Below are 14677 nucleotides of genomic sequence, written 5' to 3' on the forward strand. Positions count from 1 at the left end.
GCGTCTTTACTTTAGTAAATCTGTATTATCCGCGTACTTTGTAAGCAGTCTGCCTAATTGTTTTCTTTTTTGTTTAAACGAAATGAAATGTAAAGTGTAATCGAAGCAAGAACTATCCAGAACACATCGATAAAGAATATCTGAATTTCATTTTGAGCAAATGTTTCCCAGAACCAATTTCCAGTACAAATTCCGTTTGCAACAGGAATAAGGAATCCTAAAATACTTCCGGATAATAAGGAGAACTTATTTGTAAATGCATTGTTCTTTTTTAGAATAAAAAAGATGGCTAATAACAACCAGCCTATAAAATAGATACAGTAAATGTTTGATTGACCCAAAGGGTAAAAAACTTTGGTTGTTATAAAAGCTAAAGCTGTAATAGGATACATGCTCAGGCATATTGCTAAATAGATTCGTACAACACCTTCGTTAAAACGACGTTTCTTCTCGGGCATGTTTTTCTTGTCTCTTGCAACTAACCAAATCATAACGCCCGATATAATTACAAAGCAAGTAATGATACCAAGTACAAAACTTATTATTTTGAGTGCATATCCTCCATAATCACCAAAGTGAATTCTGTATAAAACATTCTTCACAACATCGAGATAGCTTGTTTGGGTAATTGGATCTTTTTTGGCAACGACTTTACCATAGGCAACCTTATAGACTACTTTCCCGATTCCGGTGAATTTTTTGTCATATTTCATCTCGCCTTCTACCAAAACATGCATATTGGCATCGCCATAATTTTGGATATAAACACGAGTGATTTCAAAATCGTTCCAATTGTTTTTGGTTTTAGCCACCAATTCATCGATGCTAAATGGGGTTGCCAATTTTTTATTGTCAAATTTATATTCTGGATCTGTGTATTCTAAATCTTTATATAGTTTGTCCTGATCTCCTTTATAAAGTGCCATTACACTTGGAGCAACGATTAATAATTTAATCATGAAGAATGCACCAGTAACTGCATATACAAATTGAAAAGGCAGACCTAGCATTCCTAACGATGTGTGTGCATCGGTCCATAACGTTTTTAATTTTTCCTTTGGTCTAAATATATAGAAGTTAGAAATGATTTTATTCCAATGCAGTAAAACACCAGTTACAATTGCAAATAGAAAAAACAATGCTACAAATCCCGATAGATAATATCCTATTGGGTAACGAACTTGTGCAAGAAAATGCAGTCGGTATAAAAACTCACCTAATGAGTAGGAGTCTTCGTAAGTATGGGTTTTGAAGTTTTTGGTGTCTAAATAAAAAAATGAGCCTTCTTTTAATTTGGCTGCAGCCAAAGAATCTTTGGTACCTTCAAGATATATATTTACTCTTCTTTCGGCACTGTTTTTAGAAATAGATATGTTTCTTCCGTGTAAGGTATATTCTTTATCTAGGTTCTTTAACGCTTTATCGTAGTCTAATTGAATTTCCTTTGTAATTGCTACAGATTCACTTCGTTCCCAATTGATGATTTCATCTCTAAAAAACGAAAAAGATCCAGCAAAGAAAATAACAAATAACACGACACTTATTACGATGCCACTTACTGTATGTGTATGGAAATAGATATTGTAGTTCCTGTTATTCATAAATTATCCAGTGATAGGGTTATAGGTTTGTCCGAGGTATATAATACCGCAAAAAATTAAGGTTAGTAAAAGATAAATACCCCAGATTTTCCAGCCGTTTTTTGCTAAAAAAGCAATAACCATTAAAACAACCCAAAGAATGAATCCGCTAAAAGCCATTGTCATGATAACATTAACATGACTAACCCATGAAGCTAGTGCAAGATGAAAACTTACAGAAACGAAATAACCACCAAGTATTGCTGCGGTTATTTTGGCAAAACGTTGCCATCCGGATTGGGTTAAATATTTAGGGTTTGCAGGCATATTTTTAAGATAAGCAAATGGTTGATTTAGTAATAGTAAAATTCTAATAATCCAGTGGCAGCAAATAGAATTATGATTCCGATGTTATTAATAACTTTTAAGGGAGTTAATATGATAACCAAACTACCAATAGTCATTAATTGTATAAAAAAGAATAAAGTTGCCGAACCCAATGCAGCGGTTAATAGCCATAATGAATAGGCTACGAGAAGCAAACATAATCCTGTAATTTTGGTTTGTTTTGGATTTCTCTGCATCCATTTTTGATAATCAAAATTATAAGATAGTACGGCTCTTTTGGATGTGTAGTATAAAGTATAAAAAGAGATAAAAACGAAAAGACTGGCTATTGTTATCATGATTTTATAATTAAAAAAAGCATCTTCCTAAGTAAATTTCAGGAAGATGCTTTTGGTGAGTTTTTAGAATTTATAAGTGAAACTTGCTGCAAAAGTCCTTGGGTCTTTTGGATGAATTGTAGACCAACCATCATAAATTTCTTCGTTTGTGATGTTATTTAATTTTAATGTTACGCTGAATTTCTCCGTAGTATAAAATATAGATGAGTTGATTACTGTGTATTCAGGAATTGTAAATGTTCCTGCAGTAGCTCTGTTCATGATTTTGTTATCTCCAACGTAATTCCCTCCAAAACCTACTCCGAGACCTCTTAAGAATCCCTGAGAAAATTTATAAGTAGCCCAAAGGTTTGCTAAGTTTTGTGGTCCTGCACTTTCTGGTCTAAACCCTACAAAATCAGGATCACCTGCGGTTAAAACAGCATCATTGTAGCTATAGCCTAAAAGAATGTTTAAACCTGTAATTGGGTTAGCAATAAGTTCTGCTTCAAAACCTTTATTACGTTGCCCACCATCTTGATGTGAAACTTGATTATTAGGTATTACAGCAGTTGGGTCAGTTGGGTCAACATATGGAGTTTCTATTACATAAACTTTATCTGTAACTTTTATATCATAGTAGCTAAAAGTAGCGTATAGTTTATCTCTAAAAAGATTTAATTTAGTTCCTACTTCAAATTGATTAGCATGTTCTGGATTGAATGTTAAAGGAGTAACAACACCAGCATTACGATTTTGTCCTGGTGCTACATTAGAAAATCCATCCATATAATTAGCAAAAACAGAAACTTTGTCTATAATTGGTTGGTAAACGACACCAAATTTAGGAGAAAAAGCAGTTTGATTGTAGTTGTCATCTTTAGTAGTAACATCACCACCATTTATAAAACGGTCTGCTCGTAAACTAATCATTGCTGATAAAGCAGGTGTGAAATTAATTACATCAGAGAAATAAGCACTATAAACTTCTTGTCTTGTTTTGTTATCATTTCTTGGAGTATTTGCTATAATTGCATCAGATCCGGCTTTTGTTAAGTCGCCAGTATCTCCATTTGTAGGGCGACCAATAACGTTATTGAAAGATTGTAAGTCATCTCCAATATATACTAAACCATTACCGAACCAACCCGAGTTATGATCTGTGGCAGTTCTGTTGAAATAATCAAAACCTACTACAAGTCTGTTTCTTAATTTTCCAATTTTAAAGTCACCAATAAAGTTTTGTTGAATATCAGTAGAGACATCTCTAGCATCTTGATCAGTAAATGATCTGGCAAGAACAATTCCTTCTTTGATTGATTCAAAAGCTTTTCTGCTTGTTGATTCATACAAATAAGTATAGTTTCCTATTGATTTCGCTGAACTCGTTGAAAAAACAGTCTGTGATGTCCATTGATTAGAAATTTTATAATTCATTTGACCTTGTAAGTTATACGAAGGTGTTTTCATTGTAAGTTCATTACTTGTATAGGAACGGTTGTTGTCATATTTTAATTCAGCAATGTTGTGAACTCTTAATGGACTTGTTCTATCTAAAAATAGCATAGTAGGATTAGTACTTTCATTAGTCATGAACTCAGTGTTTACTAAAAACGACAATCTATCATTTACCTCATATGATAACGAAGGCGCAATAAAAAACGATTCTCTAAATCCAGCATCTTGAAAACTATTTTGTTTGTTGTAAGCTGAATTGATTCTAAAGTTTAGTGTTTTTTTGTCATTTAATGGCGTGTTAAGATCTACAGTAGCACGATTTAGACCATAACTGCCAACAGTATAATTTACTTCACCACCAAAAGTCCTGTAAGGTTTCTTTGTAGTTGTGTTGATTAATCCACCGTATGAAATTAAACTGCTTCCGAATAATGTTCCTGAAGGTCCTTTGATTATTTCAATTCTATCAATATTTGCTGGATCCAAGCTTCCGTTTGTTAAACCAGGTAATCCGTTAACCATTGTTGGCTGAACTGCAAATCCTCTCAAAGAATAATAACCAGCTCCGTCTCCGGCACGACCTGTTGAAGCCCACAATTGTGTGATTCCAGAAGCATTTTTTAAGGCGTCATCAAAAGTAGTTATGACTTGTTCTTTTAGAACTTCACCGGTAATAGTTGTGTATACTTGCGGATTTTCAAGATTTTTCAGTGGCAATCTTGATACTTGTTGGTTTTCTTTACGAGCGTAATGATTTTTTTTCCTAGTATTGATAAGTACTTCGCTTAGCTCTTCGGAACTTGAACTAATGGTAAAGTTTTCCATTAATTCGTCACCACTGTTAACGGTTATTTTCTTTTCTTTTGTAGTTTGACCTATTACTGATACTTTTATAATATAGGTTCCAGGTTTAATGTTCTTTAGGATATATTTCCCTTCAGCATCTGTTACTGTTCCTACTCTGGTTCCTTTTAAAACTACCGAAACATTGTCGGCTGTATCGTTATTTGTTAAAATAACCTGACCTTTAATAGTAGCTTTTTGTTGTGCCCAAGTCGTGGTACTCAGTAGCATCGCAAAACAGAAACTTAAAAAAGATATTGTAAGTTTGGATTTCATAATTATTTAGAATTGTTTTTGATAGGGCAAATTTAGTTGTTGAATGCAAACAAACCAAATTATTTTTATCTATTCTAAATAAAGTAAAAAACGTACTTTCAATTTATTTCTTCTGCAGTTTTTTAACAAAAAACGATTGTATTTGTTAAAAAGATATAAAAAAACCTGTTCAAATGAATGAACAGGTTTTTTAAAATATAATATTGTTATATGTCTTAATGTGTGTGTTTTGGGTTAAAACCGTCTTCACTAACTTCTGTTGGCGTATAATCTGCAAACATTTCAGTTTCGTAATCGATTTTTTCTCCTTTAGATAATCTTCTAACGATACCTTCCATTATTTGGTAGATTACAGGAACTACAATCAAGGTCAGGAATAAAGACGAAATTAATCCTCCGATAATTACCCAAGCCAAACCGTTTTTCCATTCTGCTCCAGCTCCAGATGCCAATGCAATTGGGAACATACCAAATACCATCGCAATTGTGGTCATTAAGATAGGACGTAAACGTGCGTGATTTGCCTGAATTAATGCCGCTCTGATAGATTCTCCGGCAGCTCTTCGCTGGTTGGTATAATCGACAAGCATGATCGCGTTCTTACACACCAGACCAATTAACATGATAATACCCAGAATCGTAAAGATGTTTAAAGAGTTATTTGTTAATGCTAATGCTAATAAAGCTCCAATAAACGAAAGTGGAATAGCAAATAATACTACAAATGGGTGAACGAAACTGTCATACAAACTCACCATTACAAGGTAAACTAAGATAATAGCGGCTAATAAAGCAATTCCTAAAGTACCAAATCCTTCTGATTGATTCTCCATGTCACCACCCCAAATATAATTTACTCCAGTTGGTTTTTTAAGCTTATCTAATTTTTCCTGCCATATTCCAACAATTGTTCCTGAAGGAACCCCAACGTTTTGTCCTTTTACCGTTACCGAAGCCGATTTGTCTCTACGCTCTAACTGGCTAGGTCCGGAACCTTCTGTAATATCTGCAAATTGAGACAATTTTATTTGTTGTCCAGCTGAGTTAATGAAAATCAGGTTACTTACGTCAGTAATACTTTTTCTGTCGAATGCGTTGTATCTAATATTGATATCGTACTCGTATTCTCCAGCTCTGTATTTACCATCTGTGTTTCCGCTAAAAGCAGTTTGCATGGTTAAACCAACAGTTTGAAGTGTTAATCCTAATGCAGCCATTTTATCACGATCTACCTTAACATTAACCTCAGGGTTTCCGTCTTCAACCGTTAATTTAATCTCAGTTGTTCCAGGAATAGTACGTAATTCTGCTTCAGCTAATTTAGCAAATGCCATAGCACTTTCTGTAGATGGTCCAGTTACGATTAATCCTAATGTAGCATCTTCAGCAGTTCCCAAAATACCAACCGGAACAGTTTTAACTTTTGCTCCAACTAATACTTTCTCTAATTTACGTTTGATTTTTGCAGCATAAACAGATGCATCATCTTTACGGTCTTTTTGTTCAATCATTTTTACATCAATCTCCGCTTTATAAGCAGTAGCTTGTGATGCTCCAAAACCTTCACTGGTTTGTCCTACAGTTGTAATCTGGCTATGAACATATTCTTCATTTTTTAAGAAAGCTTCAGCTCTTTGAGTCATAAAGTTAGTTTGTTCTAGCGAAGCATCTTTTGGCATTTCGATTTGAACTAAGAACTCACCACTATCTGATGCTGCGAAAAACTCACCACCAATAAAAGGTTTTAAACCAAATATTGACCCAAAGAACAATATCAATACAAGAATAACAGTCTTACCATAGTTATCTAAACACCAAGTTAACAAATGAGAAACCCAATCCGTAAAACGTGTTAGGTAACTTTCGAAACCAAGAATGATTCTTCCAAATAGGTTCTTTCCTTCAATGTGTTCTAATTTTCCATAACGAGATGATAACCATGGAATAATCGTGAAAGATGCTAAAAGTGAGAATAATGTCGAAATAATTACAGTTACACAAAATTGAGTAATGATATTAGATACCAATCCAGAACTCATTGCGATAGGCAAGAACACCACCACGATTACTAATGTGATTGATGTTACGGTTCCACCAATTTCTGCAGTTCCATCATACGAAGCACGGATTCGGCTTTTACCCATTTCCATGTGTCGGTAAATATTTTCTAATACCACAATGGCATCATCCACAAGAATACCTACAACAAGAGATAATCCTAATAAACTCATTAAGTTTAATGTGTATCCCATAAAGTAAATACCAATAAACGTAGCAATTAACGATGCAGGAATCGAAACCATTACAATCAATGAGTTTCTAATACTATGCAAGAAGAACAACATTACAAATGCAACAAGAACTACTGCAATCAATAAATCGTGAACTACAGAATCTGCTGCTTCTAATGTAAAGACAGTACTGTCTTTTGCTACTTCTAGTTTTAACTGATTTGCTTTATAGTCGTTTTCAAGAACAGTAATTGTTTTTAATAATTGCTCACTTACTGCAACCGCATTTGCATCTGATTGTTTTACGATTTGTAAAATAATCGCACTTTTTTGGTCTACACGTGATATTTTCTCAGCTATTTTTTGAGTATCCTGAACATCGGCAATATCACTTAATCGTACTTGAATTCCGTTTTGAGAAGATACTACTAAGTTTCTTAACTCATCAACACTTTTATATTTACCCGCTAAACGAATTAATATTTTTTGATCACGAGTTTGAATGTTTCCTGTAGGGAAATCTAGGTTTGAAGTCAGGATGTTTTGTTGTACCTGAGGAATAGAAAGTCCGTACCCCTGCATTTTTAATGCATCAAGATTTACCTGGATTTCACGTTCAGAACCACCAATAATATTTACCTGAGCCACACCTTGTACACGAGATAATATAGGAGCAACTTTTTTATCAATTAAGTCATAAAATGCTGCTTCGTCCATTTTTCCGTTGGCACCAAGCGTCATAATAGGTAAATCACTCAGCGAGAATTTGGTTAAAGCTGGTGTTTTAACATCATCGGGCAAATCACTAATGATAGCGTTAATTTTACGCTGTGCATCATTCAAAGAGAAATCGACTTTTGCGTTTGACGTTAATGTAATTGAAACGATAGATAAACTTTCATACGACTTAGAGTCAATTTTCTTAACATTCTCTAAGGATGCAATCGCATCTTCAATTTTCTTTGTCACCGTATTTTCTACCTCACTAGGAGAAGCTCCTGGATAAACGGTAGATATAGTAATAACGTTTTGTTCAAATTTAGGGATCAGCTCATAACCTAACTGGCTGTAGCTGAACAATCCACCAAGGGTTAGAATTGTAAACAATACAATTACTAACGACGGACGTTTTATGGATATTTCGGCTAATTTCATATATTTTTTTTTATGCCTTAGGCTGTAAGCTGTAGGCTTTACGCTTTTAAAAATTGCGCTTAAAGCCTATTGCTTACGGCTTATAGCCTACAATTATTTAATAATTTCTACAGTATTACCGTCTTGTAAGTTAATTTGACCTGTAGTAATTACAGTTTCTCCGTCAGACAATCCATTAATGATTTCTACTTGATCTCCTAAAATTCTTCCAGCAGTTACTTTTTTTAGTTTTGCAATTCCGTTTTGAACCACAAATATTTCATTACTACTTACACTTCCTACGAAAGCATTTCTAGGTACAACCATCAAGTTTTGTTTTTGTTGGCTTGACGCAAAATGTGCAGTTCCGTACATACCAGCTTTTAGGTCGTTATTTGGGTTATTTGTGATTTCAATCTCCACAGGGAAGTTTAAAGATTCGTCAGCTTTTGCAGCAATAAAAGTAATTTTTCCAGTGAAAGTTTTATCAGGATAAACACTAGCAGTTACGTTAATTGTGTTTCCTAGTTTTAAGCTTGCAACTTGGTTTTCATTTACAGTTACAACTAGTTTTAGTTTAGAAACATTTACAATATCAAACAAGGCAGTTGCAGGCATTCCAGCTAAGATTGATCCTGGCTCGATATATTTTTTATTAATAAATCCGCTTATTGGCGCTTTTACTTTAGTATCTCCAACATTAATGTTTGCTTGTTTTAGGTTAGCTTCAGCGTTAGTCAATGCTAATCTTGCCTGATCTAATTGTTGTTTAGTAACACCATCAGTTTTAAAAGCATTTTCATATCTAATGTAATCAGATTTTGCATTTTGGTATGCAGCTTGTGCAGCCTGAGCATTTACATTAATAACATCACCTCTTACTGTTAATAGTGTTTGACCAACTTTTACATAATCACCTTCTTTAGCTAAAACACTAATTACTTTTCCTGATTTTTCTGCAGAGAAAGTCAATTCCTGAATCGGTTGAAAGTTTCCGTTTGCAACGAAATCTAATGAAACCTCTTGTGTTTTTACAGAAGAAACTTTAACTGAAACCGCAGCATTTTTTTCTGCAACAATATCTGTTTTGGCTTTATTCTCAGTCTCGTTCTTCGTTAATATGAAACCAATTAATGCTAATGCACCAATTATGACTACTATTGTTATTATTATTTTTTTCATTTGTTTTTAGTTATTTATAAGTGATTTTAGTTGGCCTTTTGATTTGATTACTTGAATTTCTGCTATTTTATATCCTAGTATTGCCGAAGAGTAATTATTTTCTGCTTCGATATACGCATTTTCAACATCTAATAAATCGTTTAGTGAAGCCAAACCTTGTAGATAATTGTTTTTGGTATTTTGCAATACTTGTTGAGCAAGCTCTCTGTTTTCCTTTTGGTTTTTAATCGTTACAAGACTGTTTTCCATTTGGATCGTTGCATTGCTGTAAGCAATATCAAGCGAAAGTTTTGTGTCTTTTATGTCTTCTTGTAAAGAGCGAATAGCTACATCAGCCTGGCGAACTTTGGCACGTGTACCAAAACCTGTAAAGATTGGTACTCTTAAGTTTAAACCAATAGCCGAGAAATCTGACCAGTACACACCAGAAGATGGTTTATTAAACCAAGGCACTTCTGGACCCTGACCGATATAATTGTATCCAGCACTTAAAGAAAGAGTTGGGTAAAACTCAGCTTGAACCGCTTTCTTTTGGAAAACCAATAATTGCTCTTGTTTTTTCAAAAGTAAATATTGACTTAAATTCTCAACATTTGGAGCTTCAGATAATGGTTGAAGAGTGATTTCAAATTCAGTATTAGGAATTACAATTTGAGTTTCTACAGGCATTCCCATGTAAAATTTTAATGCATTTTCCTGTAATGCTACTCTATTAATAACTTGTTGGCGTTGTGTACTAATGTTTGATAGCTTAACAAGAACTCTATTAAGGTCAATTTTTTTAGCTAAACCATTGTCAAATTGTCCTTGAATAATGTTTTTTACCTTCTCTGTATTTACATAATTACTATCTAAAACGGTTAAGTTTAAACGTTGTACATATACTTCGTAGTAATTATTTGCAACCTTTTCGATTACATCCTCTTCCGTTAGTTGCTCATTGATTTGATAAAATTCGCGAGTGCTTTTTGCAGCTCTTAATCCTGTAAATACAGCTTGATCAAATATGTTCTGAGTTAAAGAAATTCCGGCAGTCGAAGTCCATTTTTGACCAAAAGCTGCTTGAATAGAAGTCCCTGGCTGCCCAAAACCGGCACCATCAATAACTGTAGTTTGTATTACAGGATTGTAAGTTAAATTTCCGTTTGCCGAAATTTGAGGCAATGCTCTAGATCTTACTTCCTGTATTTTGTATTCACTATTTTCTACCTGTAATTTAGCTTTTTTTGCATCGGCTTTATTTTGTAGCGCATAAGAAATAGCATCTTTTAAGGTCAAGGTCTGTCCGCCTTGCTTAGCCAGATTGCTATTGTTTTTGTCTTGCGCATTTGCGGTTATTGCAAAAGCCAAGACGAAGAGAATCATTATTCTTTTCATGGATTATAGATTATGGATTGATGATTAGTGGGTTACTCTTTGTAATTGTTTTTCTAACTCTATAATTCCTGCGAGAGTAGCTATGGCTCTCGTGTGGTATTCTAAAGCTTGTAATTCTGCAAGCTGGGCTTCTTTCTCAGAACTAGTAGTTTCGTTTATATGAAAAATTAAAGTGTAATAAAACTTCACATAAATGTCTACATTAATATCCTCTCGATATAATTTTTGTTCTATTCCCTTAGTGATATTATCTCTAAAATATTGACTGCACTGGTCTATCTCATGTCTCATCAAGTTGGTGTAGATTTCGGGATAGTGTTTCTTTAGTTGATATATAGGAGAAGTATCAATAGAAGACTGAAACATGTTTTTAAACATTTCTCGTATTTCAAAATTCTCCTGAATGGCATTATGATTTTTAACAACAATAGAATCTATGATTTCATGAACTTTCTGGTGAACAGACGAAGTACTTTCTTTAATCAATACCTCCTTATTGCAAAAATATTTATAAATTGTTTTTTTAGAAATACACATTTCGCCTGCGATATCATCCATAGTGACACTTTTAAAACCTAATTTTAAGAATAAGTCACTCGCTTTTGATATAATTTTATCTCTCATTTTGTTTCTTCTAATCTGTAATTTTTAAAAACTTCTATTTTGATGTAAGTCTTAGATGGTAAATTCTAAATTGGCTACAAGTTTAATGTCCTGCCCAGTTGCTAAGCCGCTGCTCTGATTGAATGAATTATAAGCTAATCCAAAATCTTTACGGTTTATGTCGCCAGTAAGTTCAAAAGAAACTTTTTTGTTGCCATCATAATAGTCAGTTTCCACTAGTTCTACATCAAGCTCTACTGTTTTTGTAACATCTTTTATTGTTAAATCACCTTTAAGAAAATTGATGTTTTTGTTTACTTTCTGAAAAGAAGTCGATTTAAAACTTATTGTAGGGTACTTATTTACATCAAAAAAATCATTAAGTTTTAAGTACGTATTTATTTGCTCTAGTTTAGCTTCCCTATTATTTACATCCAAAGAAAATTCTATAGTTGCATCTTCTATCTCATCATTCTTCAGGTCTACATGACCTTGAAACTGATTAATAGAGCCGCCTAAGTAAGCCAGAATTGAATGTCTCATTTTGATTAAAACATCAGATTGGCTAGAATCAATTGTCCAGTGTGTTCTCATAATGTTAAATATTGTTTTATTAATAATTAGTATCTAACAGGATTACGCGGAAATTGATCATTGTAATTATTGTTAAATTTCGATGCAAATGTATATTGGAAACTCTAAACACCAAAATAGTTTCCAAAGTATTTTTGATTATTTAACATTTCATTAAGAAATGGAGTTTGCATTGCAGGCTTAATGCCGTAAATTAGCCGAAAATTACTTTTATGCATGCCATATATCAATACCAGGAATTCTTTGTCGATTATCTGGTGAAACAAACCATAAGCAAAGAGCCTAAAAACCTATACGAGCCAATTGAATATATTGTTAGTCTTGGAGGAAAAAGAATGCGTCCAGTATTGACTTTAATGACTGCCGAAGTTTTTGATGTTTCTTACAATGAAGCACTTCCGGCTGCTATGGCAGTTGAGATTTTTCACAATTTTTCATTAGTACATGATGATATCATGGATGATGCTCCTTTACGAAGAGGGCAAGAAACTGTTCATGAAAAATGGGATCTTAATACGGGAATCCTTTCTGGAGATGCTATGCTTATTTTGGCATATCAGTACTTTGAAAGATATGAACCGAATACTTTTAGAGAACTAGCGAAGCTTTTTAGTAAAACAGCTTTAGAAGTTTGCGAAGGGCAACAATGGGATGTTGATTTTGAACAAAGAAACGACGTTACAATTCCTGAGTATCTAAAAATGATTGAGTATAAAACAGCAGTTTTGGTTGCCGCAGCTATGAAAATGGGTGCAATTGTAGCAAAAACGTCTGATGAAAATGCTAATTTAATATATGACTTCGGATTACAATTAGGTTTGGCTTTCCAGTTACAAGATGATTATTTAGATGCATTTGGAGATCCGGAAACTTTTGGAAAACAAGTAGGAGGAGATATTATCGAAAACAAGAAAACCTATTTATATCTAAAAGCATTGGCTCATTCAGATGATGAAAAAGCAAAACAGCTAAAAGATTTATTTACTACACAACCTGCAGATAGTACAGATAAAATCGAAATAGTAAAGGATATATTTAACAATTCTGGTGCTTCAAAAGAGACTCAGGATGCAATCGAAATGTACACACTCGAAGCTTTTAAGACATTAGATAAAATGGATATCAGTGACGAAAAGAAATTGTCATTACGCACTTTTGGCGAAAACTTAATGGGAAGAAAGGTTTAGTATTCTGTAATCAGTTGCAGTGTACAGTAACCAGTTTTAGTTTTTAGTAATCAGGTTTTTTATTTTAATTCAGATTCTGGTTTAGATTTTTGAATTTTTCAATCATTAAATCTTTCAATTCTGAAACCACTAATCATAAATCAACAATCCTAAATCAAATGTTTGTAGCCCCACAAAATGCAGATTTACTACTTCAGGAAGCGGAGAAAGAAGCTTTGTATCTTAATTTAATCGAACAGATTAATAAAGACTTCAATTTAGCAAATGAAGGAATTGATTTTCCTCTGAGTATTTCTCCCGATGAGCTTAAAATACAGCTGCACGAAAAAATATACCGAATGATTCAGTATAAGTTTGCCGAGTATTTAAACCTACTTTATATAATTGATGTTTCTGAAGCTGAAATAAAAAAACTAGATGGATCAGATTTAGTAATTCTTGCCGAACAAGTTTCTTTTCTAATCTTAAAAAGAGAATGGCAGAAAGTTTGGTTTAGAAATTTTTATAAATAGATTTCTAGCTATAACAAGTTTGATTTCTTGTATAGTAAAAGATAAAAAAGAGCGTAATCAAATTATGATTACGCTTTTTTTTATATATATTGATATGAATTTATTTTATCGCTATTTTAACTGATTTTTCACCTTCAGCCGTTTTTACTTTTGCAATATAAATCCCTGAATCTAGCGCAAAAGAAGTATTAGTTTCTGTTTTTAATGATTTAATCAAAGCGCCTGTTATACTATAAATGTCAACTTTTGTGCTTGATGTTACATTAGATATAAAAACTTCTTTTCCGTCAGAATAAATATTTGTAGATGAGTTTGCTTCAAAATCATTTATTCCAAGAGAGCTCATTAATTGTGTCGTACCAGTTGTACAAGTAATTTCAATTTTGTAGATATTAACACCCGTGCCTGTACCAGTATAAATGTAAATATTTCCACTTGTCTGAGTGTACTGAGCTTCAAGTATTGAAGGAGTTGTTGAGTTGGCTGAACTTGCGCTGCCTATTTCAGTAGTACCATCAGTAACCTTAATAGTACGGCTACCACCACCACCGCTCGCAAACCATATTTTTATAGTTCCTGCACCAGTAGTAGCAAAATATAAATAACGTTCAGTTGGTCGATTATTAGAAAAAACCGATGCCTGACCCATTCTAAAGTAACGTAATCCGCTAAATCCATCTGTAAAAGTCAAATTCGAAGGAATAATTCCGCCTATTGGTGTTGCTGTAATAGTGACTCCTGGATATATTCCTAAATTATCCTTGATCGTGTTTGTCGTATAGCCTGCTGTGCTAGTTGGCCAAATTGGAGTGACATTAGCAAAATCCCAAACTTTTTGGGCATTAACATAAGTTACTGAGTATAATGCAGTAACCATTAAAAAGAGTAATTTTTTTTTCATAATAAGAAATGTTGCGTTAAAAATATTTTTGTGTAAATAATCGTTTTTTATACAATCATTATGCACAAACATAAATTTTAATCCTAATTTGCCCTTTCAGATTTACATTTTTTACTTTCGATTTTGGGTATTTA

General features: G+C 33.3%; 12 protein-coding genes. 2 read left to right on the top strand and 10 right to left on the bottom strand.

Going from position 1 to position 14677, the window contains the following annotated elements; genetic code table 11:
• Positions 1–53 precede the first annotated feature (53 nt).
• The 9 genes from ACJ6WR_RS11475 to ACJ6WR_RS11515 all read right to left on the bottom strand — a co-directional run bounded on the left by ACJ6WR_RS11475 (position 54) and on the right by ACJ6WR_RS11515 (position 11943).
• On the bottom strand, positions 54–1601 hold the full coding sequence (locus ACJ6WR_RS11475; RefSeq protein ID WP_409417863.1) for a PepSY-associated TM helix domain-containing protein: 1548 nt from the start codon (positions 1599–1601) through the stop codon (positions 54–56).
• 3 nt (positions 1602–1604) lie between these two features.
• Positions 1605–1907, bottom strand: a complete 303-nt coding sequence (locus tag ACJ6WR_RS11480) for a hypothetical protein (protein WP_409417864.1) — start codon at positions 1905–1907, stop codon at positions 1605–1607.
• 26 nt (positions 1908–1933) lie between these two features.
• Entirely contained in the window at positions 1934–2266 is a 333-nt protein-coding gene (locus ACJ6WR_RS11485) for a hypothetical protein (protein WP_409417865.1), read from the bottom strand.
• Between the two features lie 63 nt (positions 2267–2329).
• Entirely contained in the window at positions 2330–4822 is a 2493-nt protein-coding gene (locus ACJ6WR_RS11490; RefSeq protein ID WP_409417866.1) for a TonB-dependent siderophore receptor, read from the bottom strand.
• Between the two features lie 215 nt (positions 4823–5037).
• Entirely contained in the window at positions 5038–8208 is a 3171-nt protein-coding gene (locus ACJ6WR_RS11495) for an efflux RND transporter permease subunit (RefSeq protein ID WP_039113684.1), read from the bottom strand.
• 93 nt (positions 8209–8301) lie between these two features.
• Positions 8302–9369 (bottom strand): efflux RND transporter periplasmic adaptor subunit, encoded by a 1068-nt coding sequence (locus ACJ6WR_RS11500; protein WP_039113686.1) that lies wholly within the window; start codon positions 9367–9369, stop codon positions 8302–8304.
• Between the two features lie 6 nt (positions 9370–9375).
• Entirely contained in the window at positions 9376–10746 is a 1371-nt protein-coding gene (locus tag ACJ6WR_RS11505; protein ID WP_039113687.1) for a TolC family protein, read from the bottom strand.
• Positions 10747–10770: 24 nt separating this feature from the next.
• Positions 10771–11370, bottom strand: a complete 600-nt coding sequence (locus ACJ6WR_RS11510) for a TetR/AcrR family transcriptional regulator (protein ID WP_409417867.1) — start codon at positions 11368–11370, stop codon at positions 10771–10773.
• Positions 11371–11421: 51 nt separating this feature from the next.
• On the bottom strand, positions 11422–11943 hold the full coding sequence (locus tag ACJ6WR_RS11515) for a YceI family protein (protein ID WP_039117030.1): 522 nt from the start codon (positions 11941–11943) through the stop codon (positions 11422–11424).
• A gap of 212 nt (positions 11944–12155) precedes the next feature.
• On the opposite strand from ACJ6WR_RS11515, the gene ACJ6WR_RS11520 reads away from it, so the two are divergent.
• On the top strand, positions 12156–13130 hold the full coding sequence (locus ACJ6WR_RS11520) for a polyprenyl synthetase family protein (protein ID WP_409417868.1): 975 nt from the start codon (positions 12156–12158) through the stop codon (positions 13128–13130).
• A 158-nt stretch (positions 13131–13288) separates the two neighbouring features.
• Positions 13289–13642: a hypothetical protein gene (locus ACJ6WR_RS11525; RefSeq protein ID WP_039113850.1), complete on the top strand. Its 354-nt coding sequence runs from the start codon at positions 13289–13291 to the stop codon at positions 13640–13642.
• 100 nt (positions 13643–13742) lie between these two features.
• Here the strand turns inward: ACJ6WR_RS11525 and ACJ6WR_RS11530 are convergent, their stop codons facing one another.
• The gene (locus ACJ6WR_RS11530) at positions 13743–14543 is read right to left on the bottom strand and encodes a T9SS type A sorting domain-containing protein (RefSeq protein WP_409417869.1); all 801 of its coding nucleotides are present in this window, start codon (positions 14541–14543) and stop codon (positions 13743–13745) included.
• Positions 14544–14677 lie beyond the last annotated feature (134 nt).

Source organism: Flavobacterium sp. PS2, from assembly GCF_046250155.1.
Taxonomy (GTDB): domain Bacteria; phylum Bacteroidota; class Bacteroidia; order Flavobacteriales; family Flavobacteriaceae; genus Flavobacterium.